Annotated in this window: 20 protein-coding genes; 14 read left to right on the plus strand and 6 right to left on the minus strand. The window is 65.1% G+C overall.

Annotation, left to right across the window (positions count from 1 at the left end):
- Positions 1 to 43: 43 nt before the first annotated feature.
- The 3 genes from LB535_RS07560 to LB535_RS07570 all read left to right on the plus strand — a co-directional run bounded on the left by LB535_RS07560 (position 44) and on the right by LB535_RS07570 (position 3,831).
- Positions 44 to 994: an AEC family transporter gene (locus LB535_RS07560; protein WP_224631753.1), complete on the plus strand. Its 951-nt coding sequence runs from the start codon at positions 44 to 46 to the stop codon at positions 992 to 994.
- A gap of 169 nt (positions 995 to 1,163) precedes the next feature.
- Positions 1,164 to 2,621, plus strand: a complete 1,458-nt coding sequence (locus tag LB535_RS07565; RefSeq protein WP_224631754.1) for an NAD-dependent succinate-semialdehyde dehydrogenase — start codon at positions 1,164 to 1,166, stop codon at positions 2,619 to 2,621.
- Positions 2,622 to 2,805: 184 nt separating this feature from the next.
- Entirely contained in the window at positions 2,806 to 3,831 is a 1,026-nt protein-coding gene (locus tag LB535_RS07570) for an aldose epimerase family protein (RefSeq protein WP_140846155.1), read from the plus strand.
- 45 nt (positions 3,832 to 3,876) lie between these two features.
- On the opposite strand, the gene LB535_RS07575 is transcribed toward LB535_RS07570, so the two are convergent.
- A complete protein-coding gene (locus LB535_RS07575) occupies positions 3,877 to 4,794 on the minus strand; it encodes a sugar kinase (RefSeq protein ID WP_224631755.1) in 918 nt (305 codons plus the stop codon).
- Between the two features lie 158 nt (positions 4,795 to 4,952).
- On the opposite strand from LB535_RS07575, the gene LB535_RS07580 reads away from it, so the two are divergent.
- On the plus strand, positions 4,953 to 5,396 hold the full coding sequence (locus LB535_RS07580) for a FixH family protein (protein WP_224631756.1): 444 nt from the start codon (positions 4,953 to 4,955) through the stop codon (positions 5,394 to 5,396).
- 7 nt (positions 5,397 to 5,403) lie between these two features.
- On the plus strand, positions 5,404 to 6,612 hold the full coding sequence (locus tag LB535_RS07585) for a cytochrome-c peroxidase (RefSeq protein WP_224631757.1): 1,209 nt from the start codon (positions 5,404 to 5,406) through the stop codon (positions 6,610 to 6,612).
- A gap of 1 nt (position 6,613) precedes the next feature.
- On the opposite strand, the gene LB535_RS07590 is transcribed toward LB535_RS07585, so the two are convergent.
- Positions 6,614 to 7,066, minus strand: coding sequence for an Lrp/AsnC family transcriptional regulator (locus LB535_RS07590; RefSeq protein ID WP_126060325.1), 453 nt, complete (start codon positions 7,064 to 7,066; stop codon positions 6,614 to 6,616).
- 166 nt (positions 7,067 to 7,232) lie between these two features.
- Here LB535_RS07590 and putA point away from each other — a divergent pair, with 166 nt between their 5' ends.
- Positions 7,233 to 10,841: a bifunctional proline dehydrogenase/L-glutamate gamma-semialdehyde dehydrogenase PutA gene (putA, locus tag LB535_RS07595; RefSeq protein WP_224632078.1), complete on the plus strand. Its 3,609-nt coding sequence runs from the start codon at positions 7,233 to 7,235 to the stop codon at positions 10,839 to 10,841.
- 36 nt (positions 10,842 to 10,877) lie between these two features.
- On the opposite strand, the gene LB535_RS07600 is transcribed toward putA, so the two are convergent.
- From LB535_RS07600 to LB535_RS07610, 3 genes are all read right to left on the minus strand, one after another.
- Positions 10,878 to 11,192 (minus strand): antibiotic biosynthesis monooxygenase family protein, encoded by a 315-nt coding sequence (locus LB535_RS07600; RefSeq protein WP_095764976.1) that lies wholly within the window; start codon positions 11,190 to 11,192, stop codon positions 10,878 to 10,880.
- 44 nt (positions 11,193 to 11,236) lie between these two features.
- Positions 11,237 to 12,193, minus strand: coding sequence for an energy transducer TonB (locus LB535_RS07605; protein WP_224631758.1), 957 nt, complete (start codon positions 12,191 to 12,193; stop codon positions 11,237 to 11,239).
- Between the two features lie 250 nt (positions 12,194 to 12,443).
- A complete protein-coding gene (locus LB535_RS07610; RefSeq protein ID WP_411969541.1) occupies positions 12,444 to 14,660 on the minus strand; it encodes a TonB-dependent hemoglobin/transferrin/lactoferrin family receptor in 2,217 nt (738 codons plus the stop codon).
- 199 nt (positions 14,661 to 14,859) lie between these two features.
- On the opposite strand from LB535_RS07610, the gene hemP reads away from it, so the two are divergent.
- From hemP to LB535_RS07635, 5 genes are read left to right on the plus strand one after another with little or no spacing between them, the layout of a single operon-like run.
- Positions 14,860 to 15,066 carry a hemin uptake protein HemP gene (gene hemP / locus LB535_RS07615; protein WP_095765558.1) on the plus strand — a complete coding sequence of 69 codons (207 nt, stop codon included), beginning with the start codon at positions 14,860 to 14,862 and terminating at the stop codon, positions 15,064 to 15,066.
- Between the two features lie 53 nt (positions 15,067 to 15,119).
- Positions 15,120 to 16,181, plus strand: a complete 1,062-nt coding sequence (locus tag LB535_RS07620; protein ID WP_224631760.1) for a hemin-degrading factor — start codon at positions 15,120 to 15,122, stop codon at positions 16,179 to 16,181.
- 11 nt (positions 16,182 to 16,192) lie between these two features.
- A complete protein-coding gene (locus LB535_RS07625; RefSeq protein WP_224631761.1) occupies positions 16,193 to 17,086 on the plus strand; it encodes a hemin ABC transporter substrate-binding protein in 894 nt (297 codons plus the stop codon).
- A gap of 6 nt (positions 17,087 to 17,092) precedes the next feature.
- On the plus strand, positions 17,093 to 18,190 hold the full coding sequence (locus LB535_RS07630) for a FecCD family ABC transporter permease (RefSeq protein ID WP_224631762.1): 1,098 nt from the start codon (positions 17,093 to 17,095) through the stop codon (positions 18,188 to 18,190).
- A 7-nt stretch (positions 18,191 to 18,197) separates the two neighbouring features.
- Positions 18,198 to 18,986, plus strand: a complete 789-nt coding sequence (locus tag LB535_RS07635) for a heme ABC transporter ATP-binding protein (protein ID WP_224631763.1) — start codon at positions 18,198 to 18,200, stop codon at positions 18,984 to 18,986.
- On the opposite strand, the gene rirA is transcribed toward LB535_RS07635, so the two are convergent.
- On the minus strand, positions 18,983 to 19,444 hold the full coding sequence (rirA, locus tag LB535_RS07640; protein ID WP_140543679.1) for an iron-responsive transcriptional regulator RirA: 462 nt from the start codon (positions 19,442 to 19,444) through the stop codon (positions 18,983 to 18,985). The genes LB535_RS07635 and rirA overlap by 4 nt on opposite strands.
- Before the next feature lie 201 nt (positions 19,445 to 19,645).
- Here rirA and LB535_RS07645 point away from each other — a divergent pair, with 201 nt between their 5' ends.
- The 3 genes from LB535_RS07645 (at position 19,646) to LB535_RS07655 (ending at position 22,112) form a co-directional block, all read left to right on the plus strand.
- Complete coding sequence (locus LB535_RS07645; RefSeq protein ID WP_224631764.1) at positions 19,646 to 20,941, plus strand: DUF445 domain-containing protein; 1,296 nt, start codon at positions 19,646 to 19,648, stop codon at positions 20,939 to 20,941.
- 65 nt (positions 20,942 to 21,006) lie between these two features.
- Entirely contained in the window at positions 21,007 to 21,435 is a 429-nt protein-coding gene (locus LB535_RS07650) for a phasin family protein (protein ID WP_224631765.1), read from the plus strand.
- A 179-nt stretch (positions 21,436 to 21,614) separates the two neighbouring features.
- The gene (locus tag LB535_RS07655) at positions 21,615 to 22,112 is read left to right on the plus strand and encodes a MaoC family dehydratase (protein WP_095764985.1); all 498 of its coding nucleotides are present in this window, start codon (positions 21,615 to 21,617) and stop codon (positions 22,110 to 22,112) included.
- Positions 22,113 to 22,116 lie beyond the last annotated feature (4 nt).

A 22,116-nucleotide genomic window follows, 5' to 3' on the forward strand; every position in this document is an offset into this window, starting at 1 on the left:
GTCAGGGCCCGCCTATCACGGGAAAAATGTCTCCGCCCAAGAAATGACTCCGCTTACCGAAACCGTCCTCTTCGTCTTCAGCCTTGTGGCGCTCGGCTATCTGACCGGGCTCACCCTCTATCTGAAGCCGGCGAGCGGGGAGGGCATTTCGGAATTCGCCGTCAGCGTGGCGATGCCACTGCTGCTCTTCCGGACCATGGTCAAATCGGATTTCCACGGCGTAACGCCCTGGTCGCTGTGGGGCGCCTATTTTGCGGCCGCCGCCATCACCTGGACCACGGGCCATCTGATGATGACGCGCGTTTTCAAGCGAGATGCACGCGCGGGCATCGTCGGCGGCGTGTCCTCGGCTTATTCCAATGTGGTGCTGCTCGGCGCGCCCTTCGTCCTCGGCATATTCGGCGCCAGCGGCTTCGAGGTGCTGTCACTGCTGGTCTCGGTCCACCTGCCAATCATGATGATGGCCTCGATCGTGCTGTTCGAGATGTTCGGGCGCGGCAGCGGCGAGACGGTGCATCCGCTGCGCGTCGTCAAAAACTTCCTCAGGCGCCTGTTCCTCAATCCGCTGATCATCGGCATCCTGGTGGGGCTCGCCTGGCGCCTCACCGGCGCGCCGCTGCCGGACTTGGTCGAACGGTTGGTCAATACGCTCGCGGACACGGCCGGTCCGGTGGCGCTGTTCGCCATGGGGCTCAGCCTGCGCCGCTTCGGCATCTCCGGCAATATCAGGCCGGCGCTGGCGCTGTCGGTGCTGAAACTGTTCGCGATGCCGGCGCTGGTGCTGGCCTTCGTCTGGCTGCTCGGCCTGCCGCCGCTGACGGCCAAGGTCGCGGTGGTGGTTGCGGCACTCCCTTCGGGCATCAACTCCTATCTGATCGCCGTCCAGTTCAACACCGGCCAGGCGCTGGCCTCGAACCAGATGACGCTTGCCACCGCAAGCGCGGTGGTAACCACGTCGTTCTGGCTGACGGTGGTGATCCACGTCTTCGGATAGAGCCGCTGAAGGCGGCTCGCTTTTGCTGCCCAACCCCTATATGCCATCTTGTGATTGCTTGCCCGCCTTTCCCTAGGTAAGAGCAATGCGCCGGCGTGCGGCTCTTGAAGCACGCTTCAACGGATATCCAGAAAAACGGCCGATCAGCGCGCCGAACGGAGGCCAGACCATGCTTCAGAAAACCAGCCATTTCATGCGCCAGGCCAACCTCATCAATGGTGAATGGGTGCAGGCCGACAGCGGTCAGACCATCGACGTCAACAATCCGGCGACCGGCCTCAAGATCGGCACCGTGCCTAAGGCCGGCAAGGCCGAGACCCGCCGCGCCATCGAGGCCGCCGAGGAAGCCTTCAAGACCTGGCGCAAGACCACCGCGCTCGAGCGCTCGAAGCTGCTGCGCAAGCTGCATGACGCGATGATGGACAATCAGGACGTGCTCGCCGAATTGCTGACCATCGAGCAGGGCAAGTCGCTCACCGAATCCAAGGGCGAGATCGGCTCGGCCGCCAGCTATATCCTCTGGTTCGCCGAGGAAGGCCGCCGCGTCTACGGCGACATCGTTCCGTCGCCATGGGGCGACCGCCGCATCCTGGTGACCAAGGAGCCGGTCGGTGTCATCGCCGCCATCACGCCGTGGAATTTCCCGTCCTCGATGCTTGCCCGCAAGATCGGCCCGGCTTTGGCCGCCGGCTGCACCGCGGTGGTCAAGCCGGCCTCGCAGACGCCTTACTCGGGCCTCGCCTGGGGCGCGCTTGTCGAGGAGGTCGGTTTCCCGAAAGGCGTCGTCAACGTTGTCACCGGTTCTGCCGGCGAGATCGGCGACGAGATCTGCGCCAACCCGCTGGTCAAGAAGATCACCTTCACCGGCTCAACCGAGGTCGGCAAGATCCTGATCCAGAAGTCGGCCTCGACGGTCAAGAAAGTGTCGATGGAGCTGGGCGGCAACGCGCCGTTCCTGGTCTTCGACGACGCCGATGTCGATCGCGCCGTTGCCGGCGCCATCACGGCCAAGTACCGCAATTCCGGCCAGACCTGCGTGTGCACCAACCGCTTCCTCGTGCAGGCCGGCATCTACGACAAGTTCGTCGAGAAGCTGGCTGCCGCCAGCAACAACCTCAAGGTCGGCTCGGGCCTCGAGGAAGGCGTGCAGCAGGGGCCGCTGATCGACGAGAAAGCGGTCGAGAAGGTCGAGGAATTCATCGCCGATGCGACGTCGAAGGGCGGCAAGGTCGTCGCCGGCGGCAAGCGCCATGCGCTGGGCGGCTCGTTCTTCCAGCCGACGGTGATTTCTGGCGCCACGCCGAACATGCGCTTCATGAAGGAAGAGATTTTTGGGCCGATCGCGCCTGTGTTCAAGTTCGAGACCGAGGAAGAGGCGATCGCGCTGGCCAACGACACCGAGTTCGGCCTTGCCGCCTATTTCTACACCGGCGATCTCGGCCGCGCCTTCCGCGTCATGGAAGGCCTGAAATACGGCATGGTCGGCGTCAATGAAGGCCTGATCACCACGCCCGAGGCGCCGTTCGGCGGCGTCAAGGAATCCGGTCTCGGCCGCGAAGGCGGGCATCAGGGCATCGAGGACTACCTCGACACCAAATATGCCTGCTTCGGCGGCCTCGGGCTCTGATATCGATTCCCGGAACAGGGGCAGGCGCCCCCAGCAGTCCACCGTTTCAGACAACGGTGGACTGCTCTATCGCCTTGTCTTGGCGCAAAGCCGCTGCGCACTTTTCCTGGAATTGCCTTAGCCTGCGCTTGCCGGATGATACGCAGCCGGCCTAAATCCACGGATCGGAAATGACATTTCGGGCATGGCAATGAAAGACGGCGAGGTCTTCGGCACGACGCAGGCGGGCGAGGCCGTGCGCCGCTTCACCATTCGCGGCGGCGGCATCACGGCCAACATCATCGGGCTCGGCGCCATCATTCAGGACCTCAGGCTGAGCGGCCATGACGCGCCGCTGGTGCTGGGCTACGACCGATTCGAGCCCTACGAGACCGACCGCGCCTTCTTTGGCGCCGTCGTCGGCCGCTTCGCCAACCGCATCGGCGGCGGCCGCTTCACCATCGCCGGCAACCGCTTCCAGACCGAGCAGAATTTTCTCGGCAAGCACACGCTGCATGGCGGCTCGGAAGGCTTTTTCCGCCGGCCATGGGCCGTCTCGCTGCATGGCCGCGATTTCGTAACGCTGACGCTGCACGATCCGGACGGCGCGATGGGCTTTCCCGGCGCGCTCGACGTCACCTGCACGTATCGGCTGAAGATCCCAGGCACGCTCAGCATGGAGCTGACCGCGACCTGCGAGGAGCCGACGCTCTGCAACCTCGCGCAGCATTCCTATTTCAATCTCGACGACGGCGGCGCCGGCGACATCCTCGACCACCGGCTGATGCTCAACGCCGGCGCCTACACGCCGGTCGATGATGAGATGATCCCCACAGGTGTCGTGAAGCCGGTCGACGGCACGCCCTACGATTTCCGGCAGGCGCGGCCGCTGCGCATGGAAATGGAAGGCGAGCAGCTTCGCTACGACCTGAATTACTGCCTGGCCTCCAGCCGTGGTCCGCTGCACCAGGCTGCCTGGGTGCAAGGCGCCAATTCCGGCGTCGAGATGGAAGTCTGGACCACCGAACCGGGACTGCAGCTCTATAGCGGTCAGTTCGTCGCGCCGACATCGCCGGGGCTCGACGGCCGCCGCTACAAGGCGTTTTCAGGCCTCTGCCTCGAAGCGCAGACATGGCCGGACGCGCCGAACCGGCCTTATTTCCCGCAGGCGACGCTGTGGCCCGGGCAGATCTATCATCAGGTGACGGAATATCGGTTCCGTCTGCCTTAAGGTTTTACAGTATTGAAGTGATTGCTACCTAAGCTTCGATGCTGTTTAACTGTCGAATGCAGCTCTCAACGTCTCGAATGGAGCCAACGCGCCGCGAACCTGCACCACCGCGGCGGCGACTTTGTGCGCCCGGCGTGTCGCGTCGGCAGGCGCGTGGCCGGCAAGCCGGGCGGCGAGATAGCCGCCGTTGAAGGAATCGCCGGCCCCCGTGGTATCGACGGGGGCAGCCACATGCACCGCGTCGACAGCTTGTGAAGCGCCGTTCAGCGCAATCAGGGCCGGCTGCTCGCCATTCTTGACCACGACCTCGCCGGTCAGCTTGCCCAGGCGCTTGGCTGTGACCTCCGGGGTCTCATCGCCGAACAGCATCTGCTCGTCCGGAAAAGTCGGCAGCGCAATGTTGGCCACCGCAAGCGCTTCCAGGATCGCGGCCTGCGCCGCTTCGCGGCTCGGCCACAGACGCGGCCGGTAATTCGGGTCGAAGGCGACGAGCGAGCCGGCCTTGCGGGCAGTCGCCACGGCCGAGAGGAGGGTTTGGCGCGCCGCCGCGTCCAGAATTGCCAGGGTGATTCCGGAAAAATAGACAAGCGCCTGGTTTTCAAGGCTTTTTGCCAGTGCTGTCGGATCCGAGGCGAGCTGGCGCGCGGCCGCGTCGCTTCGCCAGTAGGTGAAGGCGCGCTCGGCTCCTGTAAGCGTTATGGCGTAAAGGCCGGGGCGCGCGCCGGCAATGACCGGGCTGTTGCCTATGCCGATGCCGTTCTCGGCAAAGAAAGCGATCTGGTCGTGCGAGAAGGGATCGTCGCCGAAGGCCGTCACATAGGTCGCGGGCCGATCCGGGCTCAAGGCGTGCAACGCCCAGAGCGTGTTGAAGGTGTCGCCGGCAAAGCCCATGCGCCAGTTCGGGCCGGCCTGGCCCGACAATTCCAGCATGCATTCGCCGATCGATGCGATACCATTGACCATGCGGGCTTGTCCCTTCCTAACATCTTGTTGCTGTAGCTTTTTGCGGCCGGCAGCGCCATGCTTGGCTACCGGCGAATTTTGCGCCAGAAGCGATTTCCCACAGGCAGGGCGGGACGCGACAAGGCGCCCGCGACGTTAGCAGCCGAAGAGGAACGGGCTTGGCATCGATATGGCGTTACATTCTTGCGGGTCTCGGTCTGGCCGCGCTGGTGGTCGGCATCGTGGCCGCCATCTATCTGACGCTGCCGCAGTCGGCGCCCGGACCGGACCTGTCGCGCTCGAAAAAGACGGCGAACGGCCTGTTCGTCGCGAGCTTCGAGCCGGAGCGCGGCGTCGTCCGGCAGGGCGAGCTGCAGTCCTGGCTGCTGACGCTGAAGACCGCCGCCGGCGCGCCGGTGGAAGGAGCGGCCATCAACGTTTCCGGCGGGATGCCGCGGCACGATCACGGCCTGCCGACCAGTCCGCAGGCGACCGACTATTTGGGCCAGGGGCGCTACCGCATCGACGGCGTGAAGTTCACGATGAGCGGCTGGTGGCAGCTGCACTTCGGTATCTCGGCGGCGGCGGGCTCCGATTCCGTCGTCTTCAACATCGTTTTGTGAGCGGGCAATGAGGCGGCTGATCAGCGTTGCGAGCCTCTTGGCTTTAGCCGCTCTCGCCTTGCTGGGCGGCTGCGGCGAGCCGCAGTTCAGCGACGCCGAGAAGAAAACCATCGCGTCGCTGGCGCTGAACACGCTGCCCTCGCTCAAAGTCGACACCACCAACCAATATGCGGATGTGCCGGCGGCTGCCGCGCTCGGCTCGACGCTGTTCTTCGATGCCGGCATGAGCCGCGACGGCACGGTGTCCTGCTCGACCTGCCACAAGATCGACCGTCAGTTCCAGGACGACCTGCCGCAGGCGGTCGGCGTCGGCCACACCAACCGCCGCACGATGCCGCTGGCGGGCGTGGCGCGCGATCCATGGTTCTTCTGGGACGGCAGGCGCGACAGCCTGTGGGCGCAGGCGCTGACGCCGCTTGAAAACCCGCTCGAGCAGGCCGGCAACCGGGCCGCCTTCGCGCATTACATCAAGAAGCGGTTCGGCGAGCGCTATGAGCGCATCTTCGGACCGCTGCCCGATCTTTCGGCGGTGCCGGCCAACGCCAGCCCGCTCGGCAGCGATGCCGACAAGGCCGCGTGGAACGCCATGCCCGCCGGCCGGCAAGACGACGTCAACCGCGTCTTCGCCAATATCGGCAAGGCGATCGCCGCCTTCGAGCGATCGATCGAGCCTGAGCAGACGCGCTTCGACCGCTTCGCCATCGATCTGGCCACCGGCGCCAAGCCGGAAGGCAATGCGGCGTTCTCGCCGGAAGAGATCCTCGGACTGAAGCTGTTCATCGGCAAGGCCAATTGCGTGACCTGCCACAATGGCCCGCGCTTCACCGACAACTCCTTCCACAACACCGGCGTGCCGCCGATCGACGGCCTGCCGCCGGACCGCGGGCGCGTCGATGCCGTGGCGCAGGTCGAGGCCGATCCTTTCAACTGCCTCGGCAAGTTCCGCGACGGCGACGAAAGCGCCTGCCGCGAGCTGCGCTTCATGGTGAAGGACGGTCCGCAGATCACGCGCGCCTACAAGACGCCGTCGCTCAGGGGCGCGGCTTACCGGCCGCCCTATATGCATGCCGGGCAGTTCGCGACGCTCGACGAGGTGGTGGCGCATTATTCGAAGGCGCCGCCCAGCGTGGAAGGGGTCTCCGAAGTGCACCCGCTCGACCTGTCCGAGCGCGAGCGGGCCGCGCTGGTGGCTTTCCTCAAGACCTTGTCCGAGTAGGTTAGCGATCCTTCACCGTCTCCATCGCCACGAAGGTCGACGTCTGGGCGACGTGGGGCAAGGCGGAGATGCGCTCGCCGAGCACCCGGCGGTAGGCGGCAATGTCGGTGGTGCGGACCTTCAGCAGATAATCGAAGCTCGACGCCATCATGTGGCATTGCTCGATCTCCGGCACGCCCTGAACGGCGCGGTTGAAGGCGTCGAGCGCTGCCGAGCGCGTGTCCGATAGCTTCACCTGGACGAAGGCGACATGGCCTTCGCCCATGCGCTCGCGGTCGATGACCGCGCGATAGCCTCTTATGTAGCCGTCCTTCTCCAGCCGCTTCACGCGCGCCTGCACCGGCGTCTTCGACAAGCCCACCTTCAAAGCGAGTTCAGACATCGAAAGCCGACCGTCGCGCCCGAGCGCGGACAGGATGTTGCGGTCAATGCGGTCCAATTGGTCTTCGATCATCAAAATTGCAGTCGAAATGATGGGATTAGTCGCTATATGTTAGATCGATCAGTCTGCCATGTCGATTTCTTTGGACCGACTGGAATCCGCAGCTGTGCTAGCTTGCGCCATTCGGTCCGGCGACCGCCAGACCGTTTCGCTCACGCTCGCTTTCATGGACCCCGACATGCCGCTCGACGCCATCCGCCAGCAGATCCGCGCCAATTATTTGCCCGACGAAGACGAGGCGGTGAAGCGCCTGTCGGCGGCGGTGGGCTTGTCAGCCGAAGAGCGCAAGGCGATCTCGGCGCGCGCGGCCGATCTGGTGCGTGCGGTGCGCGGATCCACCGATCCAAGGCTGATGGAGGTCTTTCTCTCGGCCTACGGCCTGTCGACCAAGGAAGGCGTGGCGCTGATGTGCCTGGCCGAAGCGCTGCTGCGCGTGCCCGATGCCGAGACGATGGACGATCTCATCGCCGACAAGATCGCGCCGCATGACTGGTCGGCGCATTCGGGCGGCTCGAGCTCCATCTTCGTCAACGCCTCGACCTGGGCGCTGATGCTGACCGGCCGCGTGCTCGACGAAGGCGAGGGCGGGATCGAAGGCACGCTGCGCGCCATGGTGCGCAGGCTGGGCGAACCGGTGATCCGCAAGGCGGTCGCCGCGGCGATGCGCGAGATGGGCGAGCAGTTCGTGCTCGGCCGCACCATCGCCGAGGCCGTCAAGCGCGGCCGGCCGATGACGCAGAAGGGCTACCTCTATTCCTTCGACATGTTGGGCGAGGCGGCCCGCACCGAAGCCGACGCGCTGCGCTACCACCGCGCCTATGCCGACGCGATCTCCTCGCTCGATGCCGGGTCGAACGGTCCCGACATCCGTTACAATCACGGCATTTCGGTCAAGCTCTCGGCGCTGCATCCGCGCTACGAGGTGGCGCAGCGCGAGACGATGCTGCCGGTGATGGCCGAGCGGCTGCTGTCCTTGGCGCTTGCCGCCCGGCATTCGCGCATGGGCCTCAACATCGATGCCGAGGAGGCGGACCGGCTCGACCTGTCGCTCGACGTCATCGAACGCGTGCTGGCCGAGCCGGAGCTTGCCGGCTGGGACGGTTTCGGCGTCGTCATCCAGGCCTATGGCCCGCGCGCGGCCTTCGCCATCGACTGGCTCTATGCGCTTGCCAGGAAATACGATCGCAAAATCATGGTGCGGCTGGTGAAGGGCGCCTATTGGGACACCGAGATCAAGCGGGCGCAGACGCTTGGCTTGTCCGGTTATCCCGTCTTCACCCGCAAGGCCAACACCGACGTTTCTTATCTCGCCTGCGCGAAGAAGCTGCTGTCGATGACCGACCGCATCTATCCGCAATTCGCCACACATAACGCGCACACGGTTGCCGCCATCCTATCGATGGCGAAGGACCGCGACAGCTTCGAGTTCCAGCGCCTGCACGGCATGGGCGAGGCGCTGCACGAGACGGTGCGGCAGGCCGAAGGCACGCGCTGCCGCATCTATGCGCCGGTCGGCGCGCATTCGGACCTGCTCGCATATCTGGTGCGGCGCCTGCTGGAAAACGGCGCCAACTCCTCCTTCGTGCACCAGTTGACCGACGAGGAGGTCGAGCCCGAGGAGATCGCGCGCGATCCGCTCGCGGTTGTCGAGACGCAGGGGCCGGCCGCCAATCCGGCGATCGCCCGTCCTGCCGCGATCTTCGGCGCCGGACGCCGCAATTCCAAGGGCTTCGACATCACCGATCCGGTGACGCTCGCGGCCATCGACAAGGCGAGGACGGCGTTCGCCGGAACGGATTGCTGGCACGCCAAGCCGGTCACGCGCGCCGCCGGCTACGGCCAGCCGCGCCAGATCGTCAATCCTGCCAAGCCCGACGAGATCGTCGGCACCGTGCATGAGGCGGCAGCCAAGCAGGTGGCGACCGCCGTGCGCATCGCCGTCCACGCGCAACCCGCCTGGGCGAAGCGTCCGGTTGCCGAGCGCGCCGCGATCCTCAATCGCGCCGCCGACCTCTACGAGGCCAATGCGGTCGAGTTCTTCGCTCTCGCCACCCGCGAGGCCGGCAAGTCGCTGGCCGACGGCGTCGCCGAAGTGCGCGAAGCGGTCGACTTTCTGCGCTATTACGCGGCCGAGGCGGCCAACGCCGAAGCTGGCACGCAAGCGCGCGGCGCGATCGTCTGCATCTCGCCGTGGAATTTCCCGCTGGCGATCTTCACCGGCCAGATCGCGGCAGCTTTGGTCACCGGCAATTCGGTGATCGCGAAGCCGGCCGAGCAGACGCCGCTGATCGCCTTCCGCGCCGTGGAAATGCTTCGCGAGGCCGGCGTGCCGGAAGACGTCATTCAGCTTTTGCCGGGCGATGGCGCCTCGGTCGGTGCGCCGCTGACGGCCGATCCGCGCATTGCCGGCGTCTGCTTCACCGGCTCGACCGAGGTCGCCAAGCTGATCGAGAGGCAACTGGCCGAGACCGCTGCGCCGGACGCCATGCTGATTGCCGAAACGGGCGGCTTGAATGCAATGATCGTCGATTCCACCGCGCTGCCGGAACAGGCGGTGCGCGACATCCTCGCCTCGGCCTTCCAGAGCGCCGGCCAGCGCTGCTCGGCGCTGCGCGTGCTCTACGTCCAGAAGGACGTCGAGAAGAAGATGCTGGAAATGCTGAAGGGCGCGATGGAAGCGCTCAATGTCGGCAATCCTTGGGCGATTTCGACCGACGTCGGCCCCGTAATCGATGATGAGGCGCAAGCTTCGATCAGCGACTATTGCAAGAAGAAGGGGCTGGAAGGCAGGCTGATCGCCAAGCTCGAAGCGCCGGCGACCGGCCGTTTCGTGGCGCCGCATGTGTTCCGCGTCAAAGGCATCGAGGAAATGGAGCGGGAGGTGTTCGGCCCGGTGCTGCATGTTGCGACCTTCGATGCCGACGAGATCGACGCGGTGATCGCCGCCATCAACCGCAAGGGCTATGGGCTGACCTTCGGTCTGCACACGCGCATTGAAGGCCGCGTCCAGCATTTCGTCGACGGCATCCATGCCGGCAACATCTATGTCAACCGCAACCAGATCGGCGCCGTCGTCGGCTCGCAGCCTTTCGGCGGCGAGGGGCTTTCGGGCACCGGCCCGAAGGCTGGCGGACCGCATTACCTGCGCCGGTTCCGCAAGGGGCCTGAGGCCGGCACCGAGGTAGGCGAAGGCCACAAGGTGACCGCGACCGAGCTTGCCGACAATCTGCCGGATCCCACGCTCGGCGGCTGGTCGACGCGACCGGACCGCGTGGCGATCCTGAGGAAGCATCTGCGCGGCAAGGGCGCGGCGGCGATCGCCGCAGCTGCCAGCCTCGATTTCGGCCAGGTCGACCTGCCCGGGCCGACCGGGGAGGCCAACACGCTGTCGCTGGCACCGCGTGGCCGAGTGCTGTGCCTCGGTCCGGATGCCGAGACGCTGCTTGCCCAGACGATCCAGGCGCTTGCGGCCGGCAATGCCGTGCTGGCCGTGGCGCCGGGCGCGCCGGCGGCGCTATCGGCGCTGACCGGCAAAGGCCTGCCGCTGGCGGCGATCGACGGCCGGCCCGATCCGGTCGAGGCGCGTTCGCTGCGCGTCGATGTCGTCGCCTTCTCCGGCACGCCGGAGGCGGCGCGCATCGTGCGCAAGGTGATTGCCGAGCGCTCCGGGCCGATCGTCCCGCTGGTCAGCGAGGTGCTCAACCCGGCGGCCTACGCGCATGAACGCGCGGTCTGTGTCGACACCACGGCGGCGGGCGGGAACGCCAGTTTGCTCGCCGCAGCATAGTCAGCTCGAGACGGGCTCTTTTGGCGGAGGCGCGTTTCAGGCGCCTTCGACGACCGAGAAGCCTTCGAACTGCGGGTGGCCCAGATAGTGCACCTTCGAGCCGCCGGCATTGCGATGGGCGGCGCGGAAGTTCTCCGATTTCGTCCAGGCGACGAAATCCTCCTGGCTTGCCCAGACCGTGTGCGAGGCAAACAGCGTATAGCCCTCGGTCTCGTTGACCGGCCCGCGCAGCAGGTGGAATTCCCTGAAGCCCTGCATTTCGGAGAGGCTTGAATCGCGGTTCTTCCAGACATTCTCGAAGGCTTCTTCCGAGCCGTTCTGGACCTTGAAGCGGTTCATGGCGATGTACATCGGCTTCCTTTCGACATGGACGAATTCTTGGGATGGCGAAGGTTTTAAAAAGGGCCGATCCGCGCCTTGAACACCCAACTCGATTTTCCGGTCTCGGGCGGAATGGGAGGGAACGGTGCCTGCTTGCGCACCAGCGTCAAGGCGAACTGATCGAGCTCGGCGGACCCTGAACTTTCGGCGAGCTGCAGGTCGCTGACGCTGCCGTCGGCCGCGACGACGAAAACCACCCTGGCATTGTTGCGAGCCTTGGCCTGGATCGATTTCGAAACGCGACGGTTGGCGCGGGCAAGCTTCTTCTGGATTTCACCGCTGTAGCGGGATTCCAGGGCATTGCCGGCGGCCTGTTTCTTGCCCTTGCTGGCGACGACCGGCGCGTCGCGCGTATCGCCATCCGCCGTGCCTCGCGGTTCAACGGTTTCGCTTGGCCCCGCCGGCGCGGCTGATGCGCTCGATGTCGCGCTCGGGACCGGCGATTGCTCGGGCTCGGCAGGAGGCGCTTGTGTGCTTTGCGGCTTGATCGCGGGCGTCGACCTGCTGTCCGTGAAGACGCTCTGATCATCCTGGCGCGGCGCGGCGGCCGCCAGGATATCCGGGGCCGGCTCGTTGACAGCTTCCGGCGGAGGCTGGCGCTCCACTTGCTCACTTGCCGGCTGCGTCGCCTCGGCCGGCGGAGCGGGTTTCGCGGCCTGGCGTTTCACCGGCTGCGGATCCGGGACCAGGGTAACATCCACCGCGCCGGACGCCTGGTCGTCCAAGGCGCTGCCGATGACGTTGGCGCCGGACTGGTCGGCGCCCTCAGCCCTGATCGCGTCCGCGGAAACGAATGTCCCCGCGGGTGCGATCAGAAACGCCGCCGCGGCGGCGCCATGGAGCAGGCCGGAGGCGATGATCGCCACTGCCCATCTGCGGTCTCCCGCGGATTGCCGCGTCTGCATGAGCGGCGCGTCCGGCTTGATCGCCGGTTCATTGCCTGCATCGGAAGGTTGATTGATGTCCTGCATGTCTCGCGCCGAGACCTGCCGCACGCGACAAGGAATTGTCAAATCAAGATCGGTTGCCGCCTATCGCGCTGGACCGGAAGCAGGCCACGCCACGGCGCCATGCGGAATGGCCGGATGCAATCCCATCCCTATACGCCGAAAGCGCCTCGGGCCGGAGTCGGCGCGGACTGGGCCACGCCGGCGCCAGGCCGAGCGACATCGCCAGCGCCGAGGTCAGCAGGCGAGGCGATGCCGTCAAGCTTTCCATTCCTCAGCCGCCAAAGCGCATGGTTGCCGCCAGCTTCAGCGTGACGCCGGGCTCATAGAGGACGGCGGTGGTGCCTCCGTTGAGCGGATTGGTGTATTTGACGTCGAACAGATTGTCGGCGCGGAAGTCGAGCTTGAGATTGTCGGTCGTCTGGTAGCTCGCGAAGGCGTTGACCAGCGTATAATCCTTAGCCGCCGGATTACCCTTGGGCTTACCGTTGTACTGGACCTCGCCGCCGACGGTCAGCTTGTCCTCGAGGAAGTGCAGACCGAGCTGGGCCGTCAGCTGCGAGGAGGGGATGGTGGCGAGGTCGGCGCGCTCGCCTTCATAGAAGATGGTGTGGCCATTGATGATGGAGGCCGACAGGCCGGCATAGCCCCAGCCGGCGTCGTAGACGCTTTCCAGCTCGAAGCCATTGATCTTGGCCTTGGCGAAGTTCTGGTATTGGAAGCAGATCGGAATGCCCGGGCCGAACGGGCAACCGCTGGTCGGATCGAAGGGCGAGAGCGTCACGCCGTCGATGTAATTGTCGACATTGTTGTGGAAGTAGGCTGCCTTGAGCCGCAGCGCGTCGCCGCCCTCGATGATGTCGTTCTGCTGGTAGTTGACGCCGAACTCGACGGTCTTGCCGGTCTCGGGCTTGAGGTTCGGATTGGGCAGGAACGGGAAGCTGACGCCGGCCGGATGGTTGCCGCTGATCAGCGTCTCGGTAAGCGAGGGGGAGCGATAACCCTCGGCATAGGTGCCGTAGAATTGCAGGCCGGCGAGACCTGCGCTTTCGAAGGGCGAGACGCCGACCGTGATGCGCGGCGAGACCCGGTCGCCGGAGGTCTCATTCGTGTCGTCCTCCAGGCTGTAATGGTCGTAGCGTAGGCCGCCAATGACCTCGAGCCACTCCCAAGTCAGCTTGTCCTGGATGTAGGCGCCGGAGACGTTGCGCTTGCCCGACGGCGTGTAGAAGGAGTCGCCGCCGGCCGTGCCGCCGGTATCGACGTCGTCGCCGACCCAGTCACCGCCATAGGTCAGTTCGTGGGCGACGCTCGCCGTCTCGAAGCGCGACGTGTTCCAGATGTCGATGCCGGTCGTGCCGACATCGAAGGTGGACAGCGAGCCGGCGGGCAGCAGCACGGGCAGGCCGGTGACCGGATCGAAGCGGTTCTGCGCGGTAAGCGTCGTCAGGTCGAGATTGGTTCTGTTGTAGGAGGCGTTGATGTGGAGGTCGAGCCAGCTCCTGGCATCGTCGGTGATGTTGTAGCGAGCTGTGAAAGTGTTCGACTTGAGGTCGACGTCATTCGCCGGCACGCCGCCGCTGGTCTCGGTCCAGCCGTCCTTGGAGCCGACCCAGCCGAGCTTCAATTCGCTGTTTTCGGTTGGGCGTACAGTGGTCTTGAGCAGGCCGCTCAGCACGTCGAACCCGGTGCCGGCAACGGTGTCGCCGCCGCCGTTCTTGTAGTCGCCATAGTTGCGGTAGACGATGTTGCCGAGAACGTCCCAGTTCTCGTTGATCCGGTAAGCGCCGGTCGCACTGGTGGTCCAGCCCTTGCCGTTGCTTTCATAGCGCCCGGTCAGCGAGCCGGCCCAAGTCTCCTCCGGCTTGAGAAAATCCGCCGCGTCCTTGGTGTCGAAGAAGACGACGCCGCCGATGGCGCCGGAGCCATAGGTGTTGGCGGTCGGGCCGCGGATGATGTCGACGGATTTGATCAGCTCGGGATCGACATAGAAGGTCGACTGCGTGCCATGGTCCGAGCGCTGGAAATCCTGCCTTGCGCCGTCGACGATCACCGCGACACGGCCGAAATCCTGCAATCCGCGGATGTTGATGCTGGAGCTGACGCGGCGCGCATCGGCCTGGACGGCGACGCCCGGCACGCCGAGCAGCACCTCGTTCGGCGTCGTCGCCATGCGGCGGTCGAGCTGCTCCTGGTCGACATGGCTGGCCGAGGCCAGCGACTGGATCGCCGTTTCGCCCGTGCGGCTGATGACGAGGATCTTGTCGAGAAGCGTCCCTTCGGCCGCAGCCTTCTCGTCAGCCTTCTTTTTCTGATCGGCCTGCTGCTGGTTGACCGGCTGCGCGGCTTGCTGCGCTTTGGCGGCGTGCGCGCTGAGCGCGATCGCCGCCGCTCCGGCCATCAATGCGGCGATTGTCTTTGCAATCGATCGAAAGCCCGGCCCCGCACTATTGCCTGCAAGGCCTGTCCGTCCCCAAGTCGCCAACCCCATTGCCCCAACTCCAGATTTCAGGCTCGCAGCTGGCTGGCCGGTGGCTCGCTCGCATTTTTGATCACATCCGGCGTCTTAAATCTTGACTCATTTACTCCGGTAATGCACGACTAGTAAACATGATTAATATAGTCAAGAATTGAATCGCCATTTTATGAGGCTGCGGCCAAGGTGGCCGTCAGAGGAAAGGACCGACCCGATGAACACGCACAATCCCAACGATTTCCGCTATCGCGTCCGCCGCCCGGAAGACACGCAGATGCATTACGAAAGGGTACCGCTAGCGGTGAGGACGCTCTCCAGCAACACGCTGTTCCAGGGCGAGCACGAGATCGGCATCGAGCATCACGGCGCGCTCTATCGCCTGAAGATCACCCGCCAGGGCAAGCTGATCCTCAACAAGTGATCGGAACCGGCGGGCGGCAGACGAGCAGAGATCAGACGATACAGGTGGACGAAATGGACCAGCGCGTTAAGTCATCGCCGGAGGAAATCCGGCGGGCGCGAGAAGAAAATCCGAAAATGCGGGAGCGCGATCTCTCGGCGCAACTGGGCATTTCGGAAGCGGAACTCGTTGCAGCGCACTGCGGCTTCGGCACTGTCCGTGTCGAGCCGCGTGTCAGCGATCTTTTGACCGGCCTCGAGGCGGTCGGCGAGGTGATGGCGCTGACCCGGAACGAAAGCGCCGTGCACGAGAAGATCGGCGTCTACGACAAGGTCGTGACCGGCAACCACAACGCCATGGTGCTTGGCGAAAACATCGACCTGCGCATCTTCCCGAAGGTCTGGGCGCATGGCTTTGCCGTCGAAAAGCGCGACGGCGGCGAGATCCGCCGCAGCCTGCAGTTCTTCGACGCGGCGGGCGAGGCGGTGCACAAGGTGCATCTGAAGCCCGCATCCAACCTCTATGCCTACCAGAAATTGGTGGCGAGCCTCGAATCGTCGAACCAGGAACCGACCGTCGCGATCCTTCCACGCTCCGCGGAAGGAGAGGATGACAGGCAGGGCGCGGCTGCCTCGATCGGCGATCTGCGCGACCGCTGGAGCCGGCTTACCGACGTGCATCAGTTCTTCGGCATGCTGAAGACGTTGAAGCTCAGCCGCCGCGAGGCCGTGCGCATGGTGGGCCAGGACTATGCCTGGCTGCTCGACAATGATGCGGTCATCGCCATGTTCCATCACGCTGCGGCAGGCGAGATGCCGATCATGTGCTTCGTCGGCAACCGCGGTTGCATCCAGATCCATTCCGGCCCGATCAAATCGGTCAAGCCGATGGGCCCGTGGCTCAACGTGCTCGACGAGACTTTCCATCTGCATCTGAGGACCGACCACATCCGCGAAGTCTGGGCGGTGCGCAAACCCACCAAGGACGGCCATGTCACCTCGCTGGAGGCCTATGACGCCAATGGCGGCATGATCATCCAGTTCTTCGGCAAGCGCCATGAAGGCGAAGGCGAGCGGGAAGACTGGCGTTTTCTCGCCGAGAACCTGCCCCGCATTCCCAATCCGACCGCTGCATGAGGTAGCACCCAATGCGCTTTGTTCTCAGTTTCCGCGCAGCGCTCGCGCCGATGCTCGGCGTCCTGCTTGCCGTCGCCCTCCTGCCGGCCAAGGCGGACGAAGGCATGACAGTCTTTTCGGACAGCTCGCGGATCGTCTCCATAGGCGGCTCGATCACCGAGATCGTCTATGCGCTCGGCGAGGAAGGCCGCCTCGTCGCCCGCGACTCGACCAGCAGCTATCCCGAGGCGGCGGCGAAGCTGCCGGATGTCGGCTATATGCGCGCGCTGTCGCCCGAGGGTGTCCTGTCTGTCAATCCGACCGGGATCCTGGCGCTGCAGGGCAGCGGCCCGAAAGAAGCGGTCGACGTGCTGAAGAAGTCGAGCGTGCCTTTCGTCGAGGTGCCGGACAACTACAATCATGAGGGCGTTCTCGAAAAGATCCGCGTCGTGGGAAAAGCGCTGGGGGTCGAGGCCAAGGCGGAGAAGCTCACCGCCGAGACGGACGCGAAGCTGACGGCGGCCGAAAAGCAGACGGCTGTGATCAAGGATCGCAAGCGCGTGCTCTTCGTGCTGTCGACGCAGGGCGGCAAGATCCTTGCCGCCGGCAGCGACACGGCGGCCGACGGCATCGTCAAGCTGGCCGGCGCGGTCAATGCGGTCGAGGGTTTTTCCGGCTACAAGTCGATGACCGACGAGGCGATCGTCAGCGCCAGGCCGGACGTCATCCTGACGATGAAGGGCGCCGGACCGCCGATCTCGGAAGAGGAGCTGTTCGCCAACCCTGCCGTCGCTTCAACACCGGCGGGCGCCGACCGCAAGATGATCAGCATGGGGGGCGCCTACCTGCTCGGCTTCGGGCCGCGCACGGCCGAAGCCATCCATGATCTTGCCGTTTCGCTCTACGGCAACCAGGTCCTGGACTGAGCGGCGATGGCCGAACAATCCATTGCCGGCGCGGGCAGGGTGATGGCGGCCGATGGCGACCGCTCGGCCCGGGCAAGGCTTGTCATCGCGCTCTTGTGTGTGACGCTCGCTCTCTGCCTGTTCCTGTCCCTGACGTCGGGCGCTTCCGACGCCTCCGCGGTCCGCGTCATCCGCGGCTGGTTTACGGGCACCATGCCTGCCGACGCGGCGTTGGCCGCGCGCGACCAGTTGATCGTCTATGATATCCGCATGCCGCGCGTGCTGCTCGGCGTGCTGATTGGCGCGGCGCTGGCCGTCTGCGGCGCGGTGATGCAGGGGCTGTTCCGCAACCCGCTTGCCGATCCCGGCCTTATCGGCGTCTCCGCCGGCTCCAGTCTCGGTGCGGTGGCGATCATCGTGGTCGGCACGACCTGGCTTGCGCCCGTCACGCTTGCGCTGGGCACGCTCGCTTTGCCGCTCGCGGCATTCTTCGGCGGGCTCGCGGTGACATTGCTGCTTTACGCCATCGCCACGCGCCAGGGACGGACGTCGGTCGCCACGATGCTGCTTGCCGGCATCGCCATCAGCGCTCTTGCTATGGCGGCGACGGGCATCCTCATCTTCATGGCCGACGACCGGCAGCTGCGCGACCTGACCTTCTGGCAGCTCGGTTCGCTTGCCGGCGCGACATGGCCGAAGATCGGCACCGTGGGGCCGGTGATCGTGCTGGCGCTATCGGCAATGCCGTTCCTGTCGCGCGGCCTCAACGCGCTGGCGCTGGGCGAAGCGACCGCGGGCCATCTCGGCATTGCGGTGCAGCGGCTGAAATACACGACTGTCGTCGCGGTGTCGGCGGCGGTCGGGGCTTCGGTCGCGGTCAGCGGCGGCATCGGTTTCATCGGCATCGTCGTGCCGCATGTGCTGCGGCTCGCGATCGGGCCGGACAACCGTTATTTGCTGCCGGCCTCGGCCCTGCTCGGCGCATCGCTGCTTCTCATCGCCGACGCGGTCGCCCGCACCATCGTCGCGCCCGCCGAACTGCCGATCGGCATCGTCACCGCGATCGCCGGCGCGCCGTTCTTCCTGTGGATCCTGCTGCGCCAGCGCGGCGTCGTTGATTTATGAGTTCGCCATGATCGAAGCGCGCGACATTTCGGTGGCGATCGGCGGCAAGCGCATCGTGTCGCATGTCGATTTCGCGGCGCGGCCCGGCGAAGTAACAGCCCTCGTCGGGCCAAACGGATCCGGCAAGACGACCTTGCTCAAGGCGCTGACGGGCGAGCTCGCCTATACCGGCACCGTCACCCTCAACGGCCGCGATCTGTCGGTCATGAAGCCGGTCGAGGCAGCCACGCTGCGCGCGGTGCTGCCGCAGGCCACGACGCTGTCCTTCCCGTTCACCGTGCGCGAGATCGTTCGCCTCGGCCTGATCGGCGGACGCTCCGGCGTGCTGCCCGGCGAGGATGCGCGTTTGCCCGAGCGGGCGCTGGCGCGGGTGGATCTCGACGGCTTTGTCGGCCGCTTCTACCAGGAGCTTTCCGGCGGCGAGCAGCAGCGCGTGCAGCTTGCCCGCGTGCTCTGCCAGGTCTGGGCGCCGGTGCTCGAAGGGCGGCCGCGCTATCTGTTCCTCGACGAGCCGGTCTCCAGCCTCGACATCAAGCACCAGCTCATCATCATGGACATCGCGCTCGATTTTGCCCGGCGCGGCGGCGGCGTGGTAGCGATCCTGCACGACCTCAATCTGACGGCCATGTATGCCAACCGAATTTTTGTGCTGCATGGCGGCCAGCTGGCGGCCGCGGGGTCGCCGGCGGACGTGCTGAACGACGAGATGATCGAAAAGGTGTTTGACTGCAGGCTGAAGGTTGGTGCTCTGCCCGCCGGCAGCGTGCCGTTCGTGCTGCCGCAGTCGGTGGCTTAGGCTGCCGGGGCGCGCTGCTCGAGAAGGTCGATGCCGAGCAGGCTGCGCACATTCGGGCGCGCGGCGACGAGGTCGGCGATCGTGTAGCGGGAAAGCACGGCGAAGAAGGCGTTGAGCGCCTCGCGCAGCGCCGAATTCAGGGCGCAGCTGTCGACCAGCGGGCATTCGGCTGCGTCGTTCTCGAAGCATTCGGCCATGGCGAAACTCTCTTCGGTGACGCGCACGACATCGAACAGGTTGATCTGTTCCGCCGCGCGGCCGAGCCGCACCCCGCCGTTGCGGCCGCGCACGGTCTCGACCAGGCCGGCCTCGACCAGCGGCTGCAGGATCTTGAAAAGGAACAGCTCGGACACCGAATAGGCGGCGGCGATCTCGGGGATGCGGCTCAGCCTTTCAGTGTTAGCGGCGCAATACATCAGAATGCGCATCGCATAATTGGTCTGGCGCGTGAGCCGCATGGTATCCTCGCGAAATATTAGCTTGAAGCCGAATATGGCCCATAGTTTGGAACAATTCCAGACTGGACCGGCACATAGCTGAATAATCGTGTCAACTTTTTGTGCATGCCGGCGCAGATTGGTGCTCCCGCGCTTCGAACGAGCGTTTTGCCGGCGCGGCCACTAGATAGAAGCGGGTGCAAACAGGAAACGGCCTTTTCCATGTCACAGTCAGCTTCGGCCCCCGCGCCGGTTCGATTCGACGCCGATGCCAAGGCGAAGCTCTCGGCCTTGCGGCGGACCAAGTTCGTCGCCGCCGCGGCGCTCGCGCTGTGCATCCTCGTCTTTGCGCTCGCCAAGTCCTTCGAGGGCGGCCATCCGTGGCTCGGCTTCGTCGCGGCTTTCGCCGAGGCGGCGACCATCGGCGGCCTCGCCGACTGGTATGCCGTGGTGGCGCTGTTCCGGCGGCCGCTCGGGCTGCCGATCCCGCACACGGCCATCATTCCGGAGAACCAGCACCGGATCGCCGATAATCTCGGCCGCTTCATCGAGGCCAATTTCCTGGCGCCGGAGCCGGTGCGCGAGAAGCTCGCCGAGGTCGATTTCGCCGCTTTGGTCGCCGACTGGCTGGCCGACGCCGAACGCGCCTCCGATCTGTCGCGATTCGTCGTACGCCTGGTGCCGCAGACATTGACGGCGGTGGAACAATCAGGCCTCCGTGACTTCGTCACCAGCCGCATGCTGGAGCAGATCGAGAAGGTGCCGCTGGCGCCGCTCGCGGCCGATCTTTTGTCGGCGCTGACCGACGATCGCCGCCACCAGAAGCTTTTCGACGAGTTCATCCGGGTCGTCGGGCGTTTCCTCAACGACGAGCAGGCCCTGGCGACGATGCGTGAAAAGATCCGCGAGGAACTGCCGTCGCTGTTCAACTTGTTTCGCGCCGACGCCTATCTTCTGAAGAAGATCGTCGCGTCGGCGGGTTCGCTGCTCGACGAGGTGCGGGCCGATCCCAACCATCCGATGCGTGCCGAATTCGACGGCTTCGTGCTTGGCTTCATCGAGCGGCTCAGGACCTGGAAACAATATGCAAGGCGCGCCGAGAAGCTGAAGCGCGATTTCCTCGGCCGTCCGGAAGTGCGGGCGCTGGCCGGCGATGCGTGGACGAGCCTGCGCCTGTTCATCGAGCAGGACGTCAATGCGCCGAATTCGACGATCCGCGAGCACCTCGCCAATATGTTCGTCGAAATCGGCAGGCATCTGGCCGACGACGCCCAGATCAGGGTCGACATGAACCAGGGTTTTGTCGTGGCGCTGGCTTCGTTCGTGGAAAGCCAGAAGAGCGGGGTGTCGACATTCATCGCCGACCAGGTCAAGCGCTGGGACCTGGCGCAGCTGACGCGGCTGATCGAGACCAATATCGGCAGGGACCTGCAATATATCCGCTTCAACGGCATGATCGTCGGCGGGCTTGCCGGGTTGGCGCTCCATACGGCGGAGCGGCTGTTCCTCGTCAATTGACGCTGGCCCAAGGAGCACTATTCTCCTTCAAGGGCGCCGCATGGCGGCCGGCAGGGAGGCAGGGCATGGCAAGACAACCGGAATCGGACTCGTTCCTCGACATGTTCAGCAGGTTCGGCCGCGACCTCAAGCTGCCGAATGTCGACGTCCAGGCGATCCTCGACCATCACCGCAAAAACCTCGAAGCCCTGGAAAAATCGGCGAGGGCAAGTGCGGCCGGCGCATCCTCGGTGCTGGCGAGGCAGCATGAGATGGTCCAGAATGCCATGCATGAGATCACGCGGATGGCGCAGAACTATCAGACGCCCGGCAATCCGCAGGACCTGATGAGCAAGCAGGCGGAGTTTGCCCGCAGGTCGTTCGAGACGACGCTGAAGAATGCCAGCGAAGTGGCCGACCTTGTGCGCAAATCCAGCACCGAATCGATCGAGATCCTGCGCGACCGGATCCGGGATGCGATGGCGGAAATCCGCGCCGGCTACGAAAAGAAATAGGCTACCTGGCGATTTCGGACCCATCACCGACCGACATGCGATGCAACCGGCGCAGGTGTCCGAGCGTTCTCGGCCTGCCCCAAAGCATCAACTCTACCGGCGAAAATCGCGGGGCGGCGAATTGACAGAGGCCGCCGCTTCATGGTCGGGAGACAGGCAAGAGTGATGGGAAAGCCGGAATGACGGAAACACGGCCGAGAACGCCGCCGACCTTCGAACAGTTGCGCACGATGTCCGGGCAGGAGCTCGGCGTGTCCGACTGGACGACGGTCGACCAGCAGCGCATCGACCAGTTCGCCGAATGCACGGGCGACCACCAGTGGATCCATGTCGATCCGGAAAGGGCGAAACGGCAGAGCCCGTTCCGCACCACGATCGCGCATGGCTACCTGACCTTGTCGATCATCGGCGCGCTGGCGCTGGAGATGGGCATCGTGCCGGAAAACACCCAGGCCGCCTTCAACTACGGCTTCGACAAGGTGCGCTTCCTGGCGCCGGTCAAGGCCGGCGCGCGCATCAGGCTGCGCACCACGCTGCTTTCCATGGAGGACCGCGGTCCCGGCCAGTATCTGATGAAGGCGGCCAACACCGTCGAGATCGAAGGCGAGCAGAAGCCGGCGCTGACTGCCGAGACGCTGGTGATGATGTATGAGCGCCGCAAGCGGGCAGGGGCGTAAGGCC

It is taken from the genome of Mesorhizobium sp. CA10, assembly GCF_020165285.1.
Lineage (GTDB): Bacteria > Pseudomonadota > Alphaproteobacteria > Rhizobiales > Rhizobiaceae > Mesorhizobium.

What these genes read in the sequence shown, in the direction of transcription:
- LB535_RS07565 (WP_224631754.1), top strand. Translation starts at nt 1,164, where the DNA reads ATGCTTCAGAAAACCAGCCATTTCATGCGCCAGGCCAACCTCATCAAT.
- LB535_RS07600 (WP_095764976.1), bottom strand. Translation starts at nt 11,192, where the DNA reads ATGTACATCGCCATGAACCGCTTCAAGGTCCAGAACGGCTCGGAAGAA.
- LB535_RS07590 (WP_126060325.1), bottom strand. Translation starts at nt 7,066, where the DNA reads ATGATCGAAGACCAATTGGACCGCATTGACCGCAACATCCTGTCCGCG.
- hemP (WP_095765558.1), top strand. Translation starts at nt 14,860, where the DNA reads ATGAACACGCACAATCCCAACGATTTCCGCTATCGCGTCCGCCGCCCG.
- putA (WP_224632078.1), top strand. Translation starts at nt 7,233, where the DNA reads ATGCCGCTCGACGCCATCCGCCAGCAGATCCGCGCCAATTATTTGCCC.
- LB535_RS07585 (WP_224631757.1), top strand. Translation starts at nt 5,404, where the DNA reads ATGAGGCGGCTGATCAGCGTTGCGAGCCTCTTGGCTTTAGCCGCTCTC.
- LB535_RS07605 (WP_224631758.1), bottom strand. Translation starts at nt 12,193, where the DNA reads ATGCAGGACATCAATCAACCTTCCGATGCAGGCAATGAACCGGCGATC.
- LB535_RS07570 (WP_140846155.1), top strand. Translation starts at nt 2,806, where the DNA reads ATGGCAATGAAAGACGGCGAGGTCTTCGGCACGACGCAGGCGGGCGAG.
- LB535_RS07620 (WP_224631760.1), top strand. Translation starts at nt 15,120, where the DNA reads ATGGACCAGCGCGTTAAGTCATCGCCGGAGGAAATCCGGCGGGCGCGA.
- LB535_RS07610 (WP_411969541.1), bottom strand. Translation starts at nt 14,660, where the DNA reads ATGGGGTTGGCGACTTGGGGACGGACAGGCCTTGCAGGCAATAGTGCG.
- LB535_RS07630 (WP_224631762.1), top strand. Translation starts at nt 17,093, where the DNA reads ATGGCCGAACAATCCATTGCCGGCGCGGGCAGGGTGATGGCGGCCGAT.
- LB535_RS07560 (WP_224631753.1), top strand. Translation starts at nt 44, where the DNA reads ATGACTCCGCTTACCGAAACCGTCCTCTTCGTCTTCAGCCTTGTGGCG.
- LB535_RS07625 (WP_224631761.1), top strand. Translation starts at nt 16,193, where the DNA reads ATGCGCTTTGTTCTCAGTTTCCGCGCAGCGCTCGCGCCGATGCTCGGC.
- LB535_RS07655 (WP_095764985.1), top strand. Translation starts at nt 21,615, where the DNA reads ATGACGGAAACACGGCCGAGAACGCCGCCGACCTTCGAACAGTTGCGC.
- LB535_RS07650 (WP_224631765.1), top strand. Translation starts at nt 21,007, where the DNA reads ATGGCAAGACAACCGGAATCGGACTCGTTCCTCGACATGTTCAGCAGG.
- LB535_RS07635 (WP_224631763.1), top strand. Translation starts at nt 18,198, where the DNA reads ATGATCGAAGCGCGCGACATTTCGGTGGCGATCGGCGGCAAGCGCATC.
- LB535_RS07645 (WP_224631764.1), top strand. Translation starts at nt 19,646, where the DNA reads ATGTCACAGTCAGCTTCGGCCCCCGCGCCGGTTCGATTCGACGCCGAT.
- LB535_RS07575 (WP_224631755.1), bottom strand. Translation starts at nt 4,794, where the DNA reads ATGGTCAATGGTATCGCATCGATCGGCGAATGCATGCTGGAATTGTCG.
- rirA (WP_140543679.1), bottom strand. Translation starts at nt 19,444, where the DNA reads ATGCGGCTCACGCGCCAGACCAATTATGCGATGCGCATTCTGATGTAT.